Annotated in this window: 25 protein-coding genes; 8 read left to right on the forward strand and 17 right to left on the reverse strand. The window is 68.3% G+C overall.

Translation table 11 applies throughout. From position 1 onward, the window contains the following. Positions 1 to 112 precede the first annotated feature (112 nt). The gene (gene holA / locus ACZ6DT_RS28240; RefSeq protein WP_465600713.1) at positions 113 to 1,096 is read left to right on the forward strand and encodes a DNA polymerase III subunit delta; all 984 of its coding nucleotides are present in this window, start codon (positions 113 to 115) and stop codon (positions 1,094 to 1,096) included. Positions 1,097 to 1,148: 52 nt separating this feature from the next. On the opposite strand, the gene rpsT is transcribed toward holA, so the two are convergent. Beyond that, positions 1,149 to 1,409: a 30S ribosomal protein S20 gene (rpsT, locus tag ACZ6DT_RS28245; RefSeq protein WP_007034798.1), complete on the reverse strand. Its 261-nt coding sequence runs from the start codon at positions 1,407 to 1,409 to the stop codon at positions 1,149 to 1,151. Between the two features lie 360 nt (positions 1,410 to 1,769). On the opposite strand from rpsT, the gene ACZ6DT_RS28250 reads away from it, so the two are divergent. Both ACZ6DT_RS28250 and ACZ6DT_RS28255 read left to right on the forward strand, forming a co-directional pair. Next, positions 1,770 to 2,648: an EamA family transporter gene (locus ACZ6DT_RS28250; protein WP_465600716.1), complete on the forward strand. Its 879-nt coding sequence runs from the start codon at positions 1,770 to 1,772 to the stop codon at positions 2,646 to 2,648. Positions 2,649 to 2,671: 23 nt separating this feature from the next. Further along, positions 2,672 to 3,046, forward strand: a complete 375-nt coding sequence (locus tag ACZ6DT_RS28255; protein WP_465600717.1) for a VOC family protein — start codon at positions 2,672 to 2,674, stop codon at positions 3,044 to 3,046. Here the strand turns inward: ACZ6DT_RS28255 and ACZ6DT_RS28260 are convergent. After that, on the reverse strand, positions 3,043 to 3,630 hold the full coding sequence (locus tag ACZ6DT_RS28260) for a class I SAM-dependent methyltransferase (RefSeq protein ID WP_465600720.1): 588 nt from the start codon (positions 3,628 to 3,630) through the stop codon (positions 3,043 to 3,045). The genes ACZ6DT_RS28255 and ACZ6DT_RS28260 overlap by 4 nt on opposite strands. A 113-nt stretch (positions 3,631 to 3,743) precedes the next feature. Between ACZ6DT_RS28260 and lepA the strand changes: the two genes are divergently transcribed. Then, a complete protein-coding gene (lepA, locus tag ACZ6DT_RS28265) occupies positions 3,744 to 5,585 on the forward strand; it encodes a translation elongation factor 4 (RefSeq protein WP_465600723.1) in 1,842 nt (613 codons plus the stop codon). A gap of 49 nt (positions 5,586 to 5,634) precedes the next feature. On the opposite strand, the gene ACZ6DT_RS28270 is transcribed toward lepA, so the two are convergent. Further along, complete coding sequence (locus ACZ6DT_RS28270) at positions 5,635 to 6,081, reverse strand: pyridoxamine 5'-phosphate oxidase family protein (RefSeq protein ID WP_465600726.1); 447 nt, start codon at positions 6,079 to 6,081, stop codon at positions 5,635 to 5,637. A gap of 57 nt (positions 6,082 to 6,138) precedes the next feature. Continuing rightward, positions 6,139 to 7,902, reverse strand: a complete 1,764-nt coding sequence (locus tag ACZ6DT_RS28275) for a family 20 glycosylhydrolase (protein ID WP_465600729.1) — start codon at positions 7,900 to 7,902, stop codon at positions 6,139 to 6,141. A 154-nt stretch (positions 7,903 to 8,056) separates the two neighbouring features. Here ACZ6DT_RS28275 and ACZ6DT_RS28280 point away from each other — a divergent pair, with 154 nt between their 5' ends. After that, the gene (locus ACZ6DT_RS28280) at positions 8,057 to 9,115 is read left to right on the forward strand and encodes a nitronate monooxygenase (protein ID WP_465600732.1); all 1,059 of its coding nucleotides are present in this window, start codon (positions 8,057 to 8,059) and stop codon (positions 9,113 to 9,115) included. On the opposite strand, the gene ACZ6DT_RS28285 is transcribed toward ACZ6DT_RS28280, so the two are convergent. The 3 genes from ACZ6DT_RS28285 to ACZ6DT_RS28295 form a co-directional block, all read right to left on the reverse strand. Continuing rightward, a complete protein-coding gene (locus ACZ6DT_RS28285; protein WP_465600735.1) occupies positions 9,090 to 10,568 on the reverse strand; it encodes an amino acid permease in 1,479 nt (492 codons plus the stop codon). The two genes, ACZ6DT_RS28280 and ACZ6DT_RS28285, sit on opposite strands and share 26 nt — an antisense overlap. Positions 10,569 to 10,647: 79 nt before the next feature. Next, positions 10,648 to 11,691 carry an alpha/beta hydrolase gene (locus ACZ6DT_RS28290; protein WP_465600737.1) on the reverse strand — a complete coding sequence of 348 codons (1,044 nt, stop codon included), beginning with the start codon at positions 11,689 to 11,691 and terminating at the stop codon, positions 10,648 to 10,650. Positions 11,692 to 11,874: 183 nt separating this feature from the next. Further along, a complete protein-coding gene (locus ACZ6DT_RS28295) occupies positions 11,875 to 12,840 on the reverse strand; it encodes a zinc-binding dehydrogenase (protein ID WP_465600740.1) in 966 nt (321 codons plus the stop codon). Between the two features lie 62 nt (positions 12,841 to 12,902). Here ACZ6DT_RS28295 and ACZ6DT_RS28300 point away from each other — a divergent pair, with 62 nt between their 5' ends. From ACZ6DT_RS28300 to ACZ6DT_RS28310, 3 genes are read left to right on the forward strand one after another with little or no spacing between them, the layout of a single operon-like run. Further along, entirely contained in the window at positions 12,903 to 13,106 is a 204-nt protein-coding gene (locus tag ACZ6DT_RS28300; RefSeq protein WP_410649025.1) for a hypothetical protein, read from the forward strand. 11 nt (positions 13,107 to 13,117) lie between these two features. Further along, entirely contained in the window at positions 13,118 to 13,588 is a 471-nt protein-coding gene (locus ACZ6DT_RS28305) for a guanyl-specific ribonuclease (protein WP_465600742.1), read from the forward strand. After that, entirely contained in the window at positions 13,585 to 13,941 is a 357-nt protein-coding gene (locus ACZ6DT_RS28310; RefSeq protein ID WP_465600745.1) for a barstar family protein, read from the forward strand. The genes ACZ6DT_RS28305 and ACZ6DT_RS28310 overlap by 4 nt, the downstream gene beginning before the upstream one ends. Before the next feature lie 93 nt (positions 13,942 to 14,034). On the opposite strand, the gene ACZ6DT_RS28315 is transcribed toward ACZ6DT_RS28310, so the two are convergent. From ACZ6DT_RS28315 to ACZ6DT_RS28360, 10 genes are all read right to left on the reverse strand, one after another. Then, a complete protein-coding gene (locus tag ACZ6DT_RS28315; RefSeq protein ID WP_465600747.1) occupies positions 14,035 to 14,808 on the reverse strand; it encodes an enoyl-CoA hydratase-related protein in 774 nt (257 codons plus the stop codon). Then, a complete protein-coding gene (locus ACZ6DT_RS28320) occupies positions 14,801 to 14,950 on the reverse strand; it encodes a hypothetical protein (RefSeq protein ID WP_465600750.1) in 150 nt (49 codons plus the stop codon). The genes ACZ6DT_RS28315 and ACZ6DT_RS28320 overlap by 8 nt, the downstream gene beginning before the upstream one ends. A gap of 105 nt (positions 14,951 to 15,055) precedes the next feature. Further along, positions 15,056 to 15,805 carry a sirohydrochlorin chelatase gene (locus ACZ6DT_RS28325; protein WP_465600753.1) on the reverse strand — a complete coding sequence of 250 codons (750 nt, stop codon included), beginning with the start codon at positions 15,803 to 15,805 and terminating at the stop codon, positions 15,056 to 15,058. Further along, entirely contained in the window at positions 15,802 to 17,064 is a 1,263-nt protein-coding gene (locus ACZ6DT_RS28330; protein WP_465600756.1) for a sulfate adenylyltransferase subunit 1, read from the reverse strand. Before ACZ6DT_RS28330 ends, ACZ6DT_RS28325 begins: the two co-directional genes overlap by 4 nt. After that, positions 17,064 to 17,984: a sulfate adenylyltransferase subunit CysD gene (gene cysD / locus ACZ6DT_RS28335; RefSeq protein WP_465600759.1), complete on the reverse strand. Its 921-nt coding sequence runs from the start codon at positions 17,982 to 17,984 to the stop codon at positions 17,064 to 17,066. Before cysD ends, ACZ6DT_RS28330 begins: the two co-directional genes overlap by 1 nt. 11 nt (positions 17,985 to 17,995) lie before the next feature. Then, positions 17,996 to 18,691: a phosphoadenylyl-sulfate reductase gene (locus ACZ6DT_RS28340; protein ID WP_465600761.1), complete on the reverse strand. Its 696-nt coding sequence runs from the start codon at positions 18,689 to 18,691 to the stop codon at positions 17,996 to 17,998. Next, the gene (locus ACZ6DT_RS28345) at positions 18,688 to 18,840 is read right to left on the reverse strand and encodes an Insertion element protein (protein ID WP_465600764.1); all 153 of its coding nucleotides are present in this window, start codon (positions 18,838 to 18,840) and stop codon (positions 18,688 to 18,690) included. The genes ACZ6DT_RS28340 and ACZ6DT_RS28345 overlap by 4 nt, the downstream gene beginning before the upstream one ends. Then, positions 18,837 to 20,531: a nitrite/sulfite reductase gene (locus ACZ6DT_RS28350; RefSeq protein ID WP_465600767.1), complete on the reverse strand. Its 1,695-nt coding sequence runs from the start codon at positions 20,529 to 20,531 to the stop codon at positions 18,837 to 18,839. The genes ACZ6DT_RS28345 and ACZ6DT_RS28350 overlap by 4 nt, the downstream gene beginning before the upstream one ends. A gap of 36 nt (positions 20,532 to 20,567) precedes the next feature. Then, entirely contained in the window at positions 20,568 to 20,654 is an 87-nt protein-coding gene (locus ACZ6DT_RS28355) for a putative leader peptide (protein ID WP_360907593.1), read from the reverse strand. Positions 20,655 to 20,806: 152 nt separating this feature from the next. Further along, positions 20,807 to 21,379, reverse strand: coding sequence for a TetR/AcrR family transcriptional regulator (locus ACZ6DT_RS28360; RefSeq protein ID WP_125793188.1), 573 nt, complete (start codon positions 21,377 to 21,379; stop codon positions 20,807 to 20,809). Between the last annotated feature and the right edge of the window lie 66 nt (positions 21,380 to 21,445).

Below are 21,445 nucleotides of genomic sequence, written 5' to 3' on the forward strand. Positions count from 1 at the left end.
TGATCGCGTCGCCTCGCCAACACCGTACGACATGAGGCTCAGGTGAGGCCACCGTGCCCGGAACACATCACCGGACAAAGCACACGAGAGGACGAGTGGCAGGATCGTCACCGTGACGACGCAAGCTTCCGCCCCATCGCCGCTGGTCCTGGTTCTCGGTGAGGAAGAGCTGCTGATCGAACGCGCGGTCCGCAGCGCTTCGGACGCGGCCAAAGCGGCCGACCCGACGGCGGATCTCACCCGGATCCGGGTGTCGGACCTCACAGTCCCGGCACTCGCGGAGATGGTGAGCCCTTCGCTGTTCGCCGAAGAGAGGGTGATCGTCCTCGAATCCGCGCACGACATTTCGCAGGAGCTCGCCGACGGGGTGATGGCCTACGTCAAAGCGCCCGCCGATGGCATCGTGCTCGTCGTCGTGCACAGCGGAGGCGGCCGGAGCAAAGCCGCGAAGGGACTTCCCGCCGCCTTGAAGAAGGCTGGGGCGGAGGTCGTCGAGTGCCCGAAACTGACCAAGGCCGCTGAGCGGGAATCCTTTGTCCGCAACGAGGTCCGCCGGGTCGGCGGGAAGATCGACGGGGCGGCCGTGCTCGCGCTGATCGACGCCGTCGGCTCGGATCTGCGGGAGTTGTCGTCGGCCGCGACCCAGCTCGTCGCGGACGCGGGCGGAACGGTCGACGAGCAGGCGGTCCGCCGCTACCACCGGGGCCGCGCGGACGTGAACGGGTTCGCCGTCGCCGAGAAGGCCGTCGCCGGTGACAAGGCCGCGGCGCTCGAGTCGCTACGCTGGGCGATGCAATTGGGCGTGCCGCACGTGCTGGTCGCCGACGCTCTCGCCGACGCGGTCCGGACGATCGCGCGGGTGTCGGGTGCCGGTCGCGGGAATCCGAACCAGATGGCCGGCGAGCTGGGGATGCCGCCGTGGAAGGTACGCAAGGCGCAGGGGCAGGCCCGCGGCTGGGGTCAGGACGGGCTCGCCACCGCGATGCGGGTGGTCGCCCGGCTCAACGCCGAGGTCAAGGGGGTCGCGGCCAACCCCGAGTACGCGTTGGAGCGTGCCGTCCTGGAAGTCGTCGACGCCCACGGCACAAGCCGCTGAACATGGCGAAGGGCCCCGGCGACTCGCGTCGCCGGGGCCCTTCGAAAGCCGATCAGAGAGAGTTCGCGCGCTTCGCGAGCGCGGACTTCTTGTTGGCGGCCTGGTTGGCGTGGAGAACGCCCTTGGTGACGGCCTTGTCCAGCTTCTTGGCCGCGTCCTTCTGCAGCTCCAGGGCCTTGGCCTTGTCGCCGGCGTCGGCGGCCTCGCGGAACTTGCGGATCGCGGTCTTCACCGAGGACCGGATCGCCTGGTTGCGCTGACGCGCCTTCTCGTTGGTGGTGATGCGCTTGATCTGCGACTTGATGTTGGCCACGTGGGCGCTCCTCTTGCATCTCTCGGTGGTTTCGCCGCCGCGCTGTGACCGGCCCAGCGCGCTCGCGAGAGCGGCGCGGGTTTCCTCCATGACGGAATGCCACACGACGGTGAAAGGCAAGCTTAACAGCCGCCCCGGGGCTGCTCGCGGCCACCTGGGGAGGGGTGCTTCCGGTACCGTGAAGATCGTAGTGCCTAGGGTTCCGCCGCCTGCCTGTTCCGCGAAACACACAATCAGGGCAGAAGGGACAGGTCCGAGCGGCACCATCGGCGGAGCCGGAAGCGCCGCCGTTCATCTGACGGGACAAAAGCCTGGAGGACCGGTGTTTTCCGCTTGGGCGGAAAACGGGAAAGGTCCGCCGTGAACGCCACCGCTCTGTCCTTGGTCATCATCGCCGCCGTCATCCACGCGGGCTGGAATCTGGCGGCCAAGCGGATCCGCCGTGGCGGAGCCCGGTTCGTGTGGGCTTATTACAGCTTCTCCGCGATTCTTCTCTTGCCCGTCATGGCGGTCGCGCTGGCACTGGCGCCGCAACGTCCACAGTGGACTTGGCTGTTCGCCGCCGTGGTCACGGCGGTGTTCCACGTCACCTACGGGATCGTCCTCCAACGGGGTTACGCAGTCGGTGACCTGTCCGTCGTCTATCCCGTCGCGCGCGGTACCGGACCGCTGCTCTCGGTGCTCGCGGCCGTCGTGCTGCTCGGCGAGCGGCCGGGGGCGCTGGGCCTGATCGGCGCGTTCCTCGTGATCGCCGGGGTGCTGGTCATCGGCACCGGGCGCGCCCCGGCGCACGCCGACGCCGACGCCCGCCTCGCTCGCCGCAAAGGTGTGCTCTACGGGTTGCTGACGGGGGGCACGATCGCCGCCTACACCCTGTGGGACGCGCATTCGGTCACCGGCTTCGGTGTCCCGCCGATCATCTATTTCGGAACCGGCGCGATCGTGCAGAGCCTGCTCATGACGCCGTACGCGCTCAAGGACCGCGAGGAGGTGGCCTGGCTGTGGCGCGAGCACAGGCGCGAAATCGTCATCGTCGGCCTGCTGTCACCGGTCGCCTACCTGCTGGTCCTCTATGCCCTCCAGATCGCCCCGGTGAGCCTCGTCGCACCCGCGCGGGAGCTCAGCATCGTCTTGGGCGGCCTCGCCGCCTGGCTGGTCCTGGGGGAGGCGAACGCCGTCCGCAGGCTGGCCGGGTCCGCGGTGGTGCTGGCGGGGATCACCGCGATTGCGATGGCCTGAACCCATCCGGTAGGGATGGGGTCATGGACGTGCTGAGCAGCAGGGTGCTGATCCACCCGAAGGACCTCGAGGTGTCGACGGCGTTCTATCGGGACACCCTGGGCCTGGCGATCGACAAGGAGTTCCCCGGCGGGACGGTGTTCTTCGCCGGGAACGGGTCGATCGAGATCGTCGGTACCGGGAAGACCGGACCGACCCCTGACGTCGCCTTGTGGCTCCAGGTCCGGGATCTGCCCGCGGCGATCGAGGAGCTCGCGGCGAAGGGCTTGGAACCGGTCCGCGGGGCGCGTCGTGAACCCTGGGGGCTGGACGAAGCGTGGATCGCCGATCCGGACGGCACCAGGATCGTGCTGGTCGAGGTGCCGCGTGAGCATCCGCTGCGCACCGACCCGCGTTAGGACCGCGGCTTGATCGCGCGCAGCTGAGCGGCGAGTGAGGCACCGAAGCCCGGCGGGTCCCAGGTCCAGGTCTGCAGGTCGGTGAAGCCGGCGGTGGCCGCTTCGTCGGCCAGCTCGTGCCGGGAAACCGGCAGCCACTTCTCGTGCGAAGACAGCAGCAGCCTGCCGCCGGGCCGCAGCACGCGGAACAGTTCGGCGAAACCGGCCGCCCGGTCCTCCCAGAGCTGCACGTTGTTGACGCTCAGGATCACGTCGACGCTCTCGTCGGGCTCACCGGTGGAGTCCGCGGCACCGCGCCGTAGCTCCACCTTGTCGCCGCAGCGGCGACGGGAGCGAGCAAGCATCTCCGGGGAGGGGTCGACGCCGATCGCGCGGCCCGCGCGTTCGGCCGCGGCCTGGAGGCCGACTCCCGGGCCGGGGCCCACGACCAGCGCGGTTTCGCCGGACTCGATCGACGCCAGTTCCACGACGCGAAGTTCGGTGGCGGCGTTGCCGTGCGCCATCGCCAAGCCGCCGAACCGGCCGAGCAGTCCCCTGGGATGGCCGAACGTGCGATCAAGCATTTGGGACAGTGAAGTACTCATACTTCGAGGGCACCACAGCTCACCACGTGCCGCATCGGGGATGACCCCCACTCGCACCCGGACCGGCATGGGACCATAGAGGTGGCACACCCCGACCTTCGCGAGGAAACCCGTTGACGACGTTCGCCGACACGACCTTCACGCCCCCGGAGCTCATCCGGAACTTCTGCATCATCGCGCACATCGACCATGGCAAGTCGACCCTGGCCGACCGGATGCTGCAGCTCACCGGCGTGGTCGAGGAACGGGCCATGCGGGCTCAGTACCTCGACCGAATGGACATCGAGCGGGAACGCGGGATCACCATCAAGGCGCAGAACGTGCGCCTGCCGTGGAAGCTCGACGGGCAGGACCACGTCCTGCACATGATCGACACCCCGGGCCACGTCGACTTCACCTACGAGGTCTCCCGCGCGCTCGAGGCGTGTGAAGGCGCCGTCCTGCTGGTCGACGCCGCGCAGGGGATCGAAGCGCAGACGCTCGCCAACCTGTACCTCGCGCTGGAGAACAACCTCCAGATCATCCCGGTGCTCAACAAGATCGACCTGCCGTCCGCGGATCCGGACAAGTACGCCGCCGAGATCGCGCACATCATCGGCTGCGAGCCCTCGGACGTCCTGCGCGTGTCCGCCAAAACCGGTGTCGGTGTCGGTGAGCTGCTCGACGCGGTGGTGAAGCAGGTGCCCGCGCCGCAGGGTGACGCCGACGCCCCGGCACGGGCGATGATCTTCGACTCGGTGTACGACACCTATCGGGGCGTCGTGACCTACATCAGGGTCGTCGACGGCAAGATCACGCCGCGCGAGCGGATCAAGATGATGTCCACCGGTGCCACCCACGAGCTCCTCGAGGTCGGGATCATCTCGCCGGAGCCCAAGGTGAGCAAGGGGCTGGGCGTCGGTGAGGTGGGTTACCTCATCACCGGGGTGAAGGACGTCCGGCAGTCGAAGGTCGGTGACACCGTCACCTCCGAGCGCCAGGGCGCGAAGGAGCCGCTCGCCGGTTACCGCGAGCCGAAGCCGATGGTCTACTCCGGTCTGTATCCGGTGGACGGTTCGGATTACCCGGACCTGCGCGAGGCCTTGGACAAGCTCCAGCTCAACGACGCCGCGCTGGACTACGAGCCCGAGACGTCGGTGGCGCTCGGCTTCGGGTTCCGCTGTGGCTTCCTCGGCCTGCTGCACCTCGAGATCACCCGAGACCGGCTGGAGCGGGAGTTCGGACTCGACCTGATCTCCACCGCGCCGAACGTGGTCTACGACGTGGTGCTGGACGACGGCAAGGAGATCCACGTCACCAATCCTTCGGACTGGCCGACCGGGAACAAGATCGACAAGGTGCTCGAACCGGTCAGCAAGGTGAGTATCCTGGCGCCGTCGGAGTTCATCGGCACGATCATGGAGCTGTGCCAGAACAAGCGCGGCACGCTGCTCGGCATGGACTACCTGTCCGAGGACCGGGTCGAACTGCGGTACAACCTGCCGCTGGGCGAGATCATCTTCGACTTCTTCGACACGCTGAAGTCGCGGACGCGCGGTTACGCGTCGCTGGACTACGAGGAGGCCGGCGCGCAGGCGGCGGACCTGGTCAAGGTGGACATCCTGCTTCAAGGCGAGGGCGTCGACGCGTTCTCCGCGATCGTGCACAAGGACGACGCCTACAACTACGGCAACCGCATGGTGAACCGGCTCCGCGAGCTGATCCCGCGGCAGAACTTCGAGGTGCCGATCCAGGCCGCGATCGGCGCCCGCATCATCGCCCGTGAGACCATTCGCGCGATCCGCAAGGACGTGCTCGCGAAGTGCTACGGCGGTGACATCTCGCGTAAGCGCAAGCTGCTGGAAAAGCAGAAGGAAGGCAAGAAGCGGATGAAGACCGTCGGCCGGGTCGAGGTCCCGCAGGAGGCCTTCGTCGCCGCACTGTCCACAGAGGACTCCGGCAAGAAGAAGCAGTAACGGCACGCGAAAAGGCCGCCCGGATCACGATCCGGGCGGCCTTTTCGCGTCAGCGATTCCCGCTGATGCGGTTCGCCGTGACGAAGACGGCGACGCGGCGTTCGGCGGCCATCACGCGGTCGTACTCGTCCCAGTCGTCGTGGGTCCCGGTGGCAGCGATGAACACGTCGCGCAGCAGCTGGGGGAGTCCGCCCGGGTCGAAGTCCGGGTCCGGGTCGTCCGGGCCGATGAGGTGGACGGTGCCCTGGACCGCCGCCCATTCCCAGCCGCGGCGGAAGGTGATCGTGGCGTGGCCCGCCCGGCGGAAGAGGGCGAGCTTCTTCGCCCCGCCTACGGCGACGAAACCGACCCCCGGCGCTTTCGTGACGGGGTCTTCGATCACCCCGGCGTTCACCACCGACGAGTGCACGGTGCCGTCCGCGCGGACCGTCGAGACGGTCGCGAGTCCGTTTTCGCGCAAGGAAAGAGTGCGGACGAGTTCGAGATCGGCGGCCATGGATCCACCGTAGCCCGCCCGGCCGGTGCAAGGGGCCGAGCGGGCGAGCGGAGGGGGTCAGCAGGTTCCGTTGTCCCGCCAGACGCCCCATTGGCCGCCTGCGCCGGGTTCTTCGCCCTGCGTCCACCATTGCGCCGTCCATTTGTGCCCGTTGTGGGAGATGGCGGCCCCGCCGGTGTAGACGGAAGCGCGGTCCCACGCCGGGAGCGAACAGGTGCCCGGATTGCCGGATCCCGTCTCCCAAGGCACCTGGCTCGACGCGTAGTAGCCGATACCCTGCGCCTGCCAGCGCGGGGCCTGTGCGCCGAGGCGTACCCGGAAGGCGTTCCAGTCGTGGGTCGACCACGGCGACCAGCCGAGTTCGGCGTGCGCCGGGAGCCGAGGGAAGGCCAGGTAGTCGATGTTCGCCGGGGTCACCACGGTTTCGGTCCACAGCGGGGATTCGACGCCGCGGACGGCGGATTCGGGCACCCCGGAGAGGTAGGCGCCCGGATTCCAGTTGTAGGCGTCCTGGACCTCGATGTAGCCCGCCCACGAGAGCCCGATCGGCGTGCTGGAGTTGTACTTCATGTCCAGGTACGCCTTGTTCGCCGGCGACAGGATCACCTTGCCGCCGCGGGCGACGGCGTTCGCAACCTCCGTGCTGGAGGTCGTCGTGCCCCAGAACTGCGGGGTCGCCGTGGCGGGCAGGGTGGCCTTGCCGATCTCGTGCCAGCCGACGACCTGTTTACCCGCGGCGGCCACCATCGGCAGCACCCGGTTCATGAACGCGCGGTAGTCCGCGTCGCTGGTGGCCTGGGCTTCGTCGCCGCCGAGGTGGAAGTAGGGCCCGGGGGTCAGTGCCGCGATCTCCCGGATGACGTCGTTGACGAAGGTGTAGGTGATCTCTTTCGAGATGCAGAGCGAGCTGTAGCCGACGGCGGTGTCGGTGCGCAGCGGGGGAGCGGTGTTGTCGCAGTTCAGTTCGGCGTACGACGCCAAAGCGGCGTTGGTGTGCCCGGGTATGTCGATCTCCGGGATGACCGTGATGAACCGCGAAGCCGCGTAGTTCACGATCTCGGTGTATTGGGCCTTGGTGTAGTAGCCACCGGCGCCCCCGCCGACCCCGGTGCTGCCGCCGTAGGTGGCCAGCCGCGGCCAGCTGTCGATCTGGATGCGCCAGCCCTGGTCGTCGGCCAGGTGCAGGTGCAGGTTGTTGATCTTGTACTGCGCCAGTTGGTCGATGTAGCGCTTGACCGTGGCGACCGGGTGGAAGTGCCGGGCGACGTCGAGCATCGCACCGCGGTAGCCGAAACGCGGGTAGTCCAGGATGTCGGCGCCCGGGATCGTCCAGGGGCCTTGCTGCACCGTGGAGCTTTCGATCCTGCCGGGCAGCAACTGTCGCAGCGTCTGTACGCCGCCGAAGAGGCCTTGCGCCGTCGTCGCGCGGAGGACGACCGAAGCGGACGTCGAGTTCAGCTGATAACCCTGGTCCCCGACGCGGGCGTCGGCGCCGGACAGCAGGAGCGAGATGCCGTCGGCGGGCGTGCCCGACGGCGCGTCGGAGACGGGCAGCGGGAAACCGGTGGAGGTGCGGAAGATCCCGGCGAGGTAGTCGCCGACGGCTCTGGCCTGTGCCGAGCCGGCCTGGGTGTAGATCTTGGTGTTCGCGGTCAGGGGGTGGTCGGAACCGGTGACCGCTCGGGCCGAGACCGGGACCGGAACGATCGCCTGCAGCGGCGGGGTGGCCGCGTCGGCGACGGGGGCGGCTGCGGTGGTGGCGCCGGCGAGCAGCGCCACCCCGACGACCGCGCGGCTCAGTCGCGCTCTCAAGGTCTTCACCGGGGCCTCCAGGGGACAGGGGTCGTGACCTACGTCACGGCTGGTTCAGATCGTCGCATTTTCGGCGTTAAAGGTCTAGACCACCCATGGGAAAACCTTGGAGTGACTCGAAGGTCACATTTCGTGTCGCCGCGAGGGGACTATCGTCGGATTCGTGTTCGAAGATCTGCGCTTTCCCGTGATCGCGGCCCCGATGGCGGGCGGGCCCACCACTCCCGAGCTCGTCGCCGCGGTGACCGAGGCGGGAGGATTCGGCTTCCTGGCAGGGGGTTATCTGAGCGCCGATGTCCTCGCGGACCGGATCGCGAAGACGGCCGAACTCACCGGTGAGGCGTTCGGCGTGAATCTCTTCGTTCCGGGTGGCTCGGCCGACTCGGCCGAGGCGGCTCTCGGCGGCCACATCGAGCGCTGGCGCGCGGAGGCCGAACGCCATGGCGTCGAGCCGGGCGAGCCGAGCTGGGATGACGACGCTTATGGCGCGAAGCTCGAGGTCGTCCTGGAGCGGAAGGTTCCGGTTGTTTCCTTCACCTTCGGCACGCCCTCGCCCGAGGACGTGGAACACTTGCACGCCAATGGGAGCAAGGTGGCCGTCACCGTCACCAGCCCAGTGGAAGCCGATCAGGCGGTGGCGGCCGGCGCGGACGCGCTCGTGGTCCAGGGATTCGAAGCCGGAGCGCATCGAGGGCTCTTCGCTGACGAGCCCGGAGCCGAAGGCGGGGGAGCGCAGTACGGCGTACTCAGCCTGCTCCGCCTGGTATCGGCGCGGACGGACTTACCGCTCGTCGCGACCGGCGGGCTCGTGCACGGCGCCGACATCGCGGCGGTGCTGGCGGCGGGTGCCGTCGCGGCGCAGCTGGGCACCGCGTTCCTGCGGGCGGACGAGGCCGGGACACAGCCCGCGCACCGGCAGGCGCTCGCGGAGGGAGGCAGGCCGACGGCGTTCACCAGGGCGTTCAGCGGACGTTCCGCCCGGTCACTGGTCAATCGCGCGGTCACGGACTTCTCGGCCACCGCGCCGTCGGCGTATCCGCAGGTCAACAACCTGACCAAACCGATCCGCGCGGCGGCGGGCAAGGCGGGAGACCCCGAAATCATGTCCCTCTACGCGGGACAGACCTACGAACTCGCGGGCTCCGGCCCGGCGGCGTCGATCGTCGAACGCCTCCAGACCGAAGCCCGCGAAGCCGCTACACGTTTGAGTCGTCTCCGCTGACCTGCTTCGCGTCGCCGTTGTTCGCGTTCATCGCGGAGTGACGGCGGCTATAGACGAAGTAGATGATCAGGCCGAGGACGAACCAGGCCGCGAACCGCAGCCAGGTGTGGTAATTCAGGAACGTGATCAGCCAGATCGAGAAGACGATGCCGATGATCGGCACGACCGGCATGCCCGGGGTCTTGAACGTCCGCGGCAGGTCCGGCTGCTTGTAGCGCAGCACGATCACCGCGATGCAGACCACTACGAACGCGAGCAGGATGCCGATGTTCGTCAGTTCCGCGGCCTCACCGATGGGCAGTAGCCCGGCGATGATCGCCGACGCGATGCCGAGCACCCAGGTCATCCGGCTCGGCACCTTGCGTACCGGATGGGTCTTGCTGAACCACTTCGGCAGCAGGCCGTCGCGGCTCATCGAGTAGCCGACGCGGCTCGCGCCCATGAGGAAGGTGAACAGCACGGTGGTGATACCGATGATCGCGCCGACCGCGATGATCAGGCCGAGCCATTTCATCCCTACACCGGCGAAAGCGCTGGAGAAGGCCGCTTCGCTGTCGATGTCCTTGTAGTTGACCATCCCGGTCAGGACCAGGCAGGCCAGCACGTAGAGCACCATCGAGATGGCGAGCGAGTAGATGATCGCCTTCGGCATGTGCTTCTGGGAGTCGGTCGATTCCTCGGCCGCGGTGGACATGGCGTCGTAGCCGAAAACAGCGAAGAAGACCGTCGCGGCGCCGGCGAACGCGCCGCTGAGGCCGAACGGGAAGAAGTTCGAGTAGTTGTCGGTGTTGATGTGGAAGACACCGACGACGATCACCAGCAGGACCAGACCGACCTTCAGATAGACCAGCAGCGTCTCGAACCGGGCGGCGTTCTTCATGCCTTGGTTGAGGATGAAGGCGATCAGCAGGCACAGGAGGACGGCGAACAGGTTGATCTTGTAGGAGCCTGCCGCGACCTCGCCCTTTTCGGTGCCGGGGGCACCCAGCATCCAGACCGGGAGGTCGATGTCGAGGTAGCCCAGCAGCTCGTTGAAGTAGCCGGAGATGCCGATCGCGACCACCGCCACGATCGCGGTGTACTCCAGCAGCAGGTCCCAGCCGATGAACCAGCCGACGATCTCGCCAAGCACGGTGTAGCCGTAGGTGTAGGCCGATCCGGCGCGGGGGATCAGCCCGGCGAACTCGGCGTAGGAGAACGCGGCGGCCGCGCTGGCGATCCCCGCGATGAGGAAGGAGATGAGCACGGCAGGGCCGGCCTTCTCATTCGCGACCGCGCCGGCCAGGGAGAAGATCCCCGCCCCGATGATGCCGCCGACCCCGATCGCGGTCAGCTGGCGCAGGCCCAGCGTGCGCTGGAGCCCACCGCCGCCGTCACTGAGTTCTTGGATCTGCTCGATCGGTTTGCGTCGGAATATCCCGGATCCCGAGCCCAGGCTGCGCGGTGCGGACATCGTCGTCTCCCAACAGGTTGTGCCCTTCGGACTGGGTCACAGTCCGAGAGGCACGGTAGCGGGAGTCGGGACTTCGCACCTATCCGGCGACGGTGTCCTCGCTCACTTCGGCGGCAACGCGGGCGGCGATCTTCGACGGCCTGGACGCGCCGGCGGAGAAGTAGGTGAGCAGTTCCGAGATCTCGACGGGGTCATCCAGCTGCGGGCAGTGGCCCCAGTCCTCGCGCACCATCAGCCTGCTGTGCGGGACCAGCGCGTGCAGTTGCCGTCCGGAGGCGGCGCTGACCAGCTTGTCCCTGCCGCAGACGACCACCAGGAGCGGGACGCGGATCTCTTCGAGCCGGTACGCGTCCGCCAGCTCTTCGACCAGTTGCCGCGCCTGTTCCAGCCGGGTGGTGGTGGAACGGTAGTCCGGGAACAGTGACGTGAACCGGCGCACCTGCTCGGCGTCCGCGGCCGTCGCGTTGGCGTACAACAAGCGGGGGACGACCTGCTCGGCGACGGCACGTACGAGGAAGCCGGGGATCGGCAGCGGGAGGGCCGAGTACATCCGCAGCGGCAGCGGGTAGCGGGCCACGGTACGGATGAGCCAGCTGTCCACGAAACCGGGCGCGGCGATCGAGATCACGCCCGCGACCGGCAGCCGATGGTTCTCCGCGGCGCGCAGGCCCATGGTGCCGCCGAGTGAGTTGCCGGCGAGCACCACCGTGCCGAGAACGGCCTGTTCCTTGATCACGGCCGCGGTGAACGCGTCCAGCTGCGGCAGCAACGAACCCGGCCGCAGGGGCTGAGCGTCACCGAATCCGGGCAGATCGACCGCGACCGCCGGAACACCGGCGGCCGCGAGCAGCTCCAGAACCGGGCGCCAGGTGTCGGCACTGTCGCAATAACCGTGCAGCAGCACCAGCCGCGGCGTCGTCGGCTTGGCGTGCGCGCGTGCGGCGGCCCGCTTGCCGAGCACCCGACGGGGAGGACGGTCGGCCGATTCCATCGGCTGTGGCCCGACTTCGAGCACTCTGGTGCGAACGCCGGCGTAGCGCCGGAACGAGACGCGGATCGGGTCGGTGTCGGTGGTGTTCCGGCCCCCGGGGTCCGCCGGTTCGGGCCGCTGCGATGCGGTCATCTTTCCAGGCTAACGGCGAGAGGTCGGATTTTGGTCGAACTTTGGTCGTGAAAAGCTCCCTGAGTCATAACGTTCTTGACACTTGACAAGACTACGAAATGCCTGTTCGACCTGCGGGGAACGTGTCGAAGTGCGCTTGTATGCGCGCTTGATCGCGATGAGGGGGAGTGCCCACCCCTCCGATCAATGCGTGAAGACCACCTTGCCTGAAGTTTCCCCATCGAGCATGTTCTTAAACCCGGTTTCGGCTTCCGCGAAGGGCAACTCGGCGCCGATCTGCGGGCGCACCCCGGTGAGCTCCAGGTAGCCGAGGAGGTCGGTCAGTTCGTCCCTTGTCCCCATTGTCGAACCCGCGATACGTAGTTGCAGAAAGAACACGCGCTGCAACTCCGCGTGAGCGTCCGGGCCGCTGGTCGAACCCGAAACGACGATGATCCCGCCCGGTTTGAGCGACTTCACCGAGTGGGACCAGGTAGCCTTCCCGACTGTTTCGAAGACCGCGTCGACCCGCTCCGGCAGCCGCGCGCCGGACTCAAAGGTCTGATGTGCGCCCAGGCTCTCGGCCAGCGCACGCTTCTCTTCGCTACGCCCGGTCACCCAAACCCGGAATCCGGCCGCACACCCGAGTTGCACGAGAGCGGTCGAGACACCACCGGAGGCGCCCTGGACGAGCATGGTCTGACCCGGCCGCAACCCGGACTTCACGAACAGCATCCGGTACGCGGTCAGCCACGCCGTGCCCATGGTCGCGGCTTCCGCGAAGGTCAGGCCCGCCGGCTTCGGCACGACATTGCGGGCCGGAACCACGACCTGCTCGGCGAAGGTGCCCTGGTGCTTCTCGGTGAGCAGGGTGCGTTTCGGGTCGAGGGTGTCGTCGCCCTGCCAGCCCGGGGCGTTGATCACGGAGTGGATGACGACCTCGGTGCCGTCGTCGAGGGTGCCCGCGCCGTCGCAGCCCAGGATCATCGGGAAATGCTCGGGTTTGATGCCGACGCCGCGCAGCGTCCACAGGTCGTGCATGTTGAGGCTGGCGGCCTTGACGTCGACCCGCACCCAGCCTTCGGGTGCGTCGGGTTCGGGTCGCTCGCCGATCACGAGCGAGTCCAGCGGCTTTTCGGCGTTGGGTTCGGAAGCGTAAACGGCGAACATGTCAGCAACCTACCCCGGCCCTTCCCGCGGGACCACTGGCCCACGAGCGTAGGCTCACAGTCGTGTTCAACGGGCTTGCTGACTGGTGGGACGGCGTCGAGTTGTGGCTCGCGCAGGCCCCGTTCCCCGTGCAGTTCGTGCTGGTCATGGCGGTCGTCGTACCGTTGTGCCTGGTCGCGGCCTGGGTGCTCGACACGGTCTTCGGCAAGGTCGCCCGGCTCTTCGGCACGGCCCGCGATGCGAACGACTCCGACCGGCCGTCCTAAGCTGGCACACCATGTTCAACCGTAGGCGGATCACCGCCGCCCTGATCGGCCTGATCGTGCTGGTGCTCGCAGGCTGGTTCGTCAAGGACGGCATCAGCGGTGACGACACGAAGAGCGCTCCGGCGAGTTCGTCCGCGCCGTCGGGCGCCGCCGCGACGAGCCAGGCGAAGGGCATGGTCGCGGGCGAGGACTCCGGTCTTCCGGTCAAACCGCTCACGGGACTTCCCCCGCAGGCGTCCGACACCTGGCGGCTCATCCAGGCGGGCGGGCCGTACCCGTATCCGCGCAACGACGACGTGACCTTCCAGAACCGGGAGAAGGTCTTGCCTGCCAAGGCTTCCGGCTACTACCGGGAGTACACGGTCAAGACGCCGGGCAGCCCGGATCGCGGGGCGCGGCGGATGGTGACCGGCTCCGGCAAGGAGTTGTACTACACCGAGGACCACTACAACTCCTTCGTCGTAGTGGACACCAGCCGATGAGCGCGGCGAAGGAAGCGGCGGACAAGGCGTTCGCCCGCGGTGCGCGTCCGCATCTGATGGACGGCGGCAAGACGGTCGACAAGGCTTCGACACTCGACGCGATCGCGGAGGCGTTGTCCTTCCCCGATCACTTCGGGAAGAACCTCGACGCGCTCTACGACTGCCTCACCGACCTGTCCTGGCTCGCGCCGGGTGAGCACGTGCTCATCTGGACCGGTTCCTCGATGCTCCGGGAGCGCGATCCGAAGGCGTACTTGGCCATCCGCAGCGTGCTTTCCGACGCGCAGCGGGCGCTGGGGCCCTCCGGTGAGCGGACGGACTCCCGGCGCCTCACCGTCGTCCTGCCCGACTGAGACCTGAAGGGGCAACGGCTTGGGCGCCGCCGCGGCCCGATGTTCCCGATGTCGCATCGGGGACGCTGAGCGTCTCCAATGCGACATCGGAACCTAGCTTTCGGGAACCCAGTTCGGCTTGCGCTTCTGCGCGAAGGCCGTGATGCCTTCCTGGCCCTCTTCGCTCGCGAAGAAGCCCGCGGAGAGCTTGTTCATGGCCTCGAAGCCTTCGCTCGGTGTCGCCGGGCGAGGCTTGCTGAGCAGTTCCTTCGTCGCCGCGAGCGCCTTCGGCCCGCCGAGGGCGAGCGCCTTGACGTAGCGGGCGGCCTCGCCGTCGAGTTCGTCGGCGGGGACGGCCGAGTTCAGCAGGCCGATCTCGACGGCGCGCTTCGCGTCGAAGGTGTCACCGGTCAGGAACAGTTCGTGGGCGGCGCGGGCGTTGAGCCGCGGCAGCACGGTGAGCGAGATGACGGCGGGCACCACGCCGATCCGCACCTCGGAGAAGGCGAAGGTCGCTTCGTGGACGGCGACGGCGATGTCGGTCGCGGCCACCATGCCGATACCGCCCGCCCGCGCGGGCCCCGCCAACTTCGCCACGACAGGTTTCGGGCTGGTCCACAGCTGCTCGAGGATCTTGGGGAACTCGTTGACGCCCTGGGCGCCCGCGCCGGCGCCGCGGGCCTCCTTGAGATCCATGCCCGCGCAGAACACCGGGCCGGTGTGGGTGAGCACGATGACCCGCACGGCGTCGTCCGCCCGTGCCTTGTCCAGCGATTCGCTCAGTTCACGCCGCAGCTGGGCGGAGAGCGCGTTGCGGTTGTGCGGGGAGTCCAAGGTGATCGTGGCGGTGCCGCCCACCACGTCGTAGTGCACCAGTTCGTCAGCCATGCCTCACCTTCGCATGGGCGAAGTCGGGCCGGGCAGTGGCCTGCGCCACCATCTCCAGGACGGTGGCGCAGGCACGGGTCCGCCGATCGTCGTCGTCGTGAAGGTCGGGCTCGGGTTCGGGAAGCACGACGTTGAGGAACACGTCGAAAAATCTCCGTTCCCCTACGCGAGGCGTGATGGAACGAGACCCTCGAAGATCGGTATCAGGCGTCCGAACGGGACGAAGCCGCTCTACTGTGCCGACAAATCAGGCGGCGAGCCGGGCGGCGGCGGCGTCGTAGCGGTCCAGGACGAGCCCGGCGATCCGCGGATCCGGTCCCAGCGGTCCGGCGACGATCACCGACGGGTCGGCTTCGCGGGCCAGTCGCGCGATCCGGTCCGGCAGCAGCCCCGGTGCGAGGAACCAGCCCGCGACCGCGAGCCGCCGTGCGCCGTTGAGCCGCAGTCGCGCGATGGCGGCGGGCACGTCCGGCTGCGCGGCGCCGGCGAAGGCGGGCGTCGCGAGCAGCCCGCGGCGCAGGTGCCAGCGGGTGGTGATCCCGGCGACCGCGTCGTTCGCCGCGACGTTCGACGAGCCGACACCCGCCAGCAGGACACCCAGCCCTGGATCGTCCAGATCTGCGCCCGCCTCGGCGAGCCGGTCCAGCGCGACCGTCTCGATCAGCGGGTCGATGCCCAGCACCCCGGAGACCCGCACGTCGAGGCCCGGGCAGTCCGCGGTCGCCTCGGCGACGAGCGCGGGCAAATCGACCCGGGCGTGGTACGCGACGCCGAGCAGCAAGGGCACCACGACGATCTCGCGGTGTCCCTCGGCGTACAGCCCGCGCAGGGCATCGGTGAGCAGCGGCTCCGAGAGATCCAAAAAGGACTCGCGGATGTCGAGATCCGGTGCCAGCCCACGGGAGAGCTCGAGCAGGGCGCGGATGGTCGCGGCGGACCGCGGATCGCGGCTGCCGTGGGCGACGGCGACCAGTGGCGGAGTGAGGCTTGGGGTCATGCGAACCTTTCGCCGACGAGTCCGGCCGCCAGTGTATCGCCGTCCTTCGGGTCGATCACCAGGAAAGCGCCCGTCCGCGGGCTGACGCCGTAGTCGTCCACGCCGATCTCCTCGGCCAGCCGCAACGTGACCCGGCCGATGTCGTTGAGTTCCAACGTGCCCGGATCGTCCACACTGGACAGGGTCTGCTCGTCGAAGCGGGCGTGGAGTTCGCCGACGAGCGCCTGCACCGTCCGCGTCCCGTGCTTCACGAGCACCCGCGCGCCCGGCTTCAGCGCTTTGGCCGAGAGCCAGCACAGGGTCGCGGCGATCTCGTCGGTCACCATCGGCTGACGGTCGGCGGCGGAGATCAGGTCGCCCCGCGAGATGTCGACATCGTCCGCCAGCAGCAGAGTCACCGAGGTGCCCGCGCCTGCTTCGGCGAGCGGCCCGTCGGCGGTGTCGATGCCTTCCACGCGGCTGCGGATGCCTTGCGGCAGCACGACGATCTCGTCGCCAGGCCGGACGGTGCCCGCCGCGATCTGCCCCGCGTACCCGCGGTAGTCGGGGTGGTCGGCCGTGCGCGGCCGGATCACGTACTGCACCGGGAAGCGGAACGCCGAATCGTGCGGATCCGGCGCCACCGGCACGGTTTCCAGATGCTCCAGCAGCGTCGGGCCGGAGTACCACGGGGTCTTGTCCGACTTCTCCGCCACGTTGTCGCCCACCAGCGCCGAAACCGGCACCGCGAGCACGGAACCCCGTTCGTAGCCCAAGGAGGCGGCGTGCTCGGCGAACTCCTCGGCGATCACGGTGAACGTCGCTTCGTCGTAGCCGACGAGGTCGATCTTGTTCACCGCCAGCACCAGGTTCGGGACGCCCAGCAGGGTGAGCACCGCGGCGTGACGGCGGGTCTGCTCGATGACGCCCTTGCGCGCGTCGACCAGCAGCACGGCCAGCTGCGCGGTGGACGCCCCGGTCACCGTGTTCCGCGTGTACTGCACGTGGCCCGGGGTGTCCGCGAGCACGAAACTGCGCCTCGGCGTCGCGAAGTACCGGTACGCCACGTCGATCGTGATGCCCTGCTCGCGTTCCGAGCGAAGGCCGTCCACGAGCAATGAAAGGTCCGGAGTGGACAGTCCTTTGTCGACACTGGCGCGGGTGACCGCGTCCAGCTGGTCGGCGAGTACGGATTTGGTGTCGTACAGGAGCCGCCCGACCAGGGTCGACTTCCCGTCGTCCACACTGCCCGCCGTCGCGAGCCTGAGGAGGCTGGACATCAGAAGTACCCTTCCCGCTTTCGGTCTTCCATCGCCGCCTCCGACATCCGGTCGTCGGCGCGGGTGGCGCCGCGTTCGGTGAGCCGGGAGGCCGAGACCTCGGCGATGACCTCGTCCACCGTGGCGGCGGTCGATTCGATGGCACCCGTGCACGAACCGTCGCCGACGGTCCGGTAGCGCACCGTCAATTCCTTGACGACCTCGTCCGGCCGCGGGCCGCCCCACGGGCCCTCGGTCAGCCACATGCTGTCGCGCTGGTAGACCTCGCGCCGGTGCGCGTAGTAGATCGACGGCAGCTCGACCTTCTCCCGCGCGATGTAGTTCCAGACGTCCGCCTCGGTCCAGTTGGACAGCGGGAAGACGCGGACCTGCTCGCCGGGGCGGTGCCGCCCGTTGTAGAGGTTCCACAGTTCCGGGCGCTGCCGCCGGGGGTCCCACTGGCCGAAGGAGTTGCGGAGACTGAAGATCCGCTCCTTGGCGCGGGCGCGTTCCTCGTCGCGGCGTCCGCCACCGAAGACGGCGTCGAACTTGTGCTCGGCGATCGTTTCGAGCAGCGGCGTGGTCTGCAACGGATTGCGCATGCCGTCGGCGCGCTCTTCGAGCCTGCCGTCGTCGATCCAGTCCTGGACCTTCGCCACGACCAGCCGGAGCCCGTGCTGCTCGACGACCCGGTCGCGGAAGTCGATGACCTCGTCGAAGTTGTGCCCGGTGTCCACGTGCAGCAACGGGAACGGCACCGGCGCGGGCCAAAACGCCTTGATCGCCAGGTGCAGCAGCAGCGTCGAGTCCTTGCCGCCGGAGAACAGGATCACCGGCCGGTCGAACTCACCCGCCACCTCGCGGAAGATGTGGATGGCCTCGGATTCCAACGCCGCCAGGTTGTCCTGTGCCGCGGCGGCCGCCGGTTCGAGCGTGGTCATGTCGTCCCTTCTCACCCGTGCAAGCCGCACTCGGTCTTGCCCTGTCCGGCCCACCGGCCGCTGCGCGGGTCCTGACCCGGAGCGACCTTCGCGGTGCACGGCGCGCAACCGATCGACAGATAACCGATGGACACCAACGGGTTCTCAAGGATCCCGTGCTCGTCGATGTAGTCCCTGAACTCGTCGTCGGACCACGGCGCGATCGGGTTGATCTTCACCAGCCCGTTGCGGTCGTCCCAGGTGACGATCGGGGTGTCCGCGCGGGTCGGCGCGTCGACCCGGCGGACACCGGTCACCCACGCCGAGTACTTCGCGAGTGTGTTCCGCAGCGGCACGACCTTGCGGAGCCGGCAGCACTGGTTCGGGTCGCGCTCGTGCAGCTTCGGGCCGTACTCGGCGTCTTGATCGGCGACGCTCTGCTCGGCCTCGGCGTTGACGATCCGCACCCCCGGGTACACCGCCTGCACCGCGTCACGGGTGCCGATGGTCTCCGGGAAGTGGTAGCCGGTCTGCAGGAACAGCACGTCGACGTCGGATTTGACCTGGGTGGCCAGATCGATGAGGACGGCGTCCTGCATGTTCGACGCGACGATGAAGTCGTCGCCGAAGGTCTCCGCGGTCCAGCGCAGGGCCTCGGTCGCGGTCGCCTCGGCGAGCTCCCGCGAAGCCCGATCGGCGAGCGTCTTGTAGTCGGCAGTGGCGGTCATCCTGGTGACACCTCCGGAAAGGACAGTCCGAGGAACTTCACGGTGAAGACCCGGCGGCAGGCCGAGCACAGCCAGGAGCCGCCTTCTTCCGGCCGCAGGTCTTCATCGCCACAGAAAGGGCAGTTGTACGGCGTCGCTCGTTCGGTCACTGCAGAACGCCTTCTTCGGCCCGCAGGACCCATTGGGCGAACCGCTCACCGGGTTCGCGGCCGGCGAGGTAGGCCCGCACGAGCGTTTCGACATACGCGGTCAGCTCCGACGCGGTCACCTTGTGGCCGCGCAGTTTCCGGCCGAATCCGGCGTCGAGGCCGAGCCCGCCGCCGAGGTGCACCTGGAAGCCTTCGACCTGCTTGCCGTCCTCGTCGGTGACGATCTGGCCCTTGAGCCCGATGTCGGCGGTCTGGACCCGGGCGCAGGAGTTGGGGCAGCCGTTGAGATGCACGGTCACCGGGTTCTCGATCTCGGCCTGGATGTCGGCGAGGCGTTTCTCGAGTTCGGTGACCAGGTCGATCGCGCGGGCCTTCGTCTCGACGATCGCGAGTTTGCAGAACTCCAGGCCGGTGCAGGCCATGATCCCGCGCCGCCACGGCGAAGGCTCGGTCTGAAGCCCGAGCTCGGCCAGTTCGGTCTTCAGCCCGTTCACCTCGGCCTCGGGGACGTCGAGGACCACGAGCTTCTGGTGCGGGGTCAGGCGGACGCGATTCGACCCGGCCCGCTCCGCGGCCTTGGCGACCGCCAGCAGGGTGGCCCCGGAGACGCGGCCCGCGATCGGCGCGGCGCCGACGTAGAACTTCCCGTCGATCTGCGGGTGCACGCCGACGTGGTCGATCTGGGTGGCGGGCGACTCGGGTGCCGGGCCGTCGGTCAGCTTGCGCTTGAGGTACTCGTCTTCCAGTACCTGGCGGAACCTCGCCACACCCCAGTCCTTCACCAGGAACTTGATCCGGGCGCGGGCGCGCAGCCGCCGGTAGCCGTAGTCGCGGAAGACGCTGATCACGCCTTCCCAGACGTCGGGGACCTCGTCGAGCGGGACCCAGGCGCCCAGCCGCTGCCCGATCATCGGATTGGTGGACAGGCCGCCGCCGACCCAGACGTCGAAGCCGGGGCCGTGTTCGGGGTGGTTCACGCCGACGAAGGCGACGTCGTTGATTTCGTGTGCGACGTCCTGCTGCCCGGAGACCGCGGTCTTGAACTTGCGCGGCAGGTTCGAGTAGCGCGGGTCGCCGATGTAGCGGCGCTTGATCTCGTCGATCGCGGGCGTGCCGTCGATGATCTCGTCGGCGGCGATGCCGGCGACGGGAGAGCCGAGGATGACACGCGGGCTGTCGCCGCAGGCCTCCATCGTGGTCATCCCGGCCTTCTCCAGCTTGGCCCAGATCGTCGGGACGTCCTCGATCTGGATCCAGTGGTACTGGATGTTCTGCCGGTCGGTGATGTCGGCGGTGTCGCGCGCGTGGGTCTGCGAGATCTCGGCGAGCACGGCCAGCTGGTCGGTGGTCAGCGCGCCGCCGTCGAGCCGGACCCGCAGCATGAAGTAGCGGTCGTCGAGCTCTTCGGGCTCCAGCGTCGCCGTGCGGCCGCCGTCGATCCCCGGTTTGCGCTGGGTGTAGAGACCGAACCAGCGGAACCGGCCGCGGAGGTCACCCGGGTCGATGGAATCGAAACCGCCGCGGGCGTAGATGTTCTCGATCCGGGCCCGGACGTTGAGCGGGTTGTCGTCCTTTTTGGACCGCTCGTTGGGGTTCAACGGCTCGCGGTAACCCAAAGCCCACTGCCCCTCGCCCCGTTTCTGTTTGACCCGGGGCGTGCGGGCAGGGTTTTCGCGCGTGGGCGACGACATGGGAGTCCTCCGGCAGATCGTGGTGGTGGCGGGGAGTCAGCGGTTCGTCGCACAGAGCGCGCTCGCCACGCGACGGAGATCCACGTGGCGGCGTGCCACGAGGGTGATTCCGGCGCGGGTCATTGATTCAGCGTGCCACGCGCCCACTATGTGGTCCAGGCCGGTCCGAATGCTGGGAACACCGTCCGAGCTCGGCTGTTTTCACTGGTCAGGGGGCTGTTTCAGAGGTCAAGCCCGGGTTCGCGGCGGGCATTGTGACGCAGAACGCGCACGGTTCAAGAAGGGAGGACGCGGTCCACGATGACCCGGATGACGTCCTCGTCGGTGACGTCCGCGAGCACCTCCGGCAGGGTTAGCCGTTCAACGGTGAGCCCGGTCAGCGCGAGGTACATCAGCAGGACCTCGGCGCGCCCGCCCGGCATCCCCGCCGCGACGTGCCAGTCGACGCTCATGTCGATGCCCTCGCGGATGGTCTTGGTCAGTTCGGCCGAAAGATCCGGGCGCCGGGTGGCTTCGAGCCGGAGTTCGAGCAGGGCGAGATAAGGCTCGCGGTGAGCGGTCAGCCGCCCCATGAGTTCGCCGAGCAGGACGCCGACCCGGTCGTGGGACGGCGTCTCGGCCTGCGGGTTCGCCATCACGTCGGCCGGTGCCGACAACCGTTCGTGCACGCGGACGCCGACCTCGCCCAGTAGCTGGTCCCGGTTGCGGAAGTAGTTGGATGTCGTTCCCGGCGGGACATCCGCTTCGACGTCCACGGCGCGGTAGGTGAGACCGCGTGCGCCTTCGCGGGCGAGAACGGTGATCGCGGCGTCGGTGAGCGCGGTCCGGCGCTCCGGATTCTGTCGCATCGGAACATTCTCCTTGCCTCGGTCAAACCACTATGTCTATAGTACTACGCATCAAGTGGTTCACAA

The organism is Amycolatopsis sp. NPDC041971 (genome assembly GCF_055588925.1).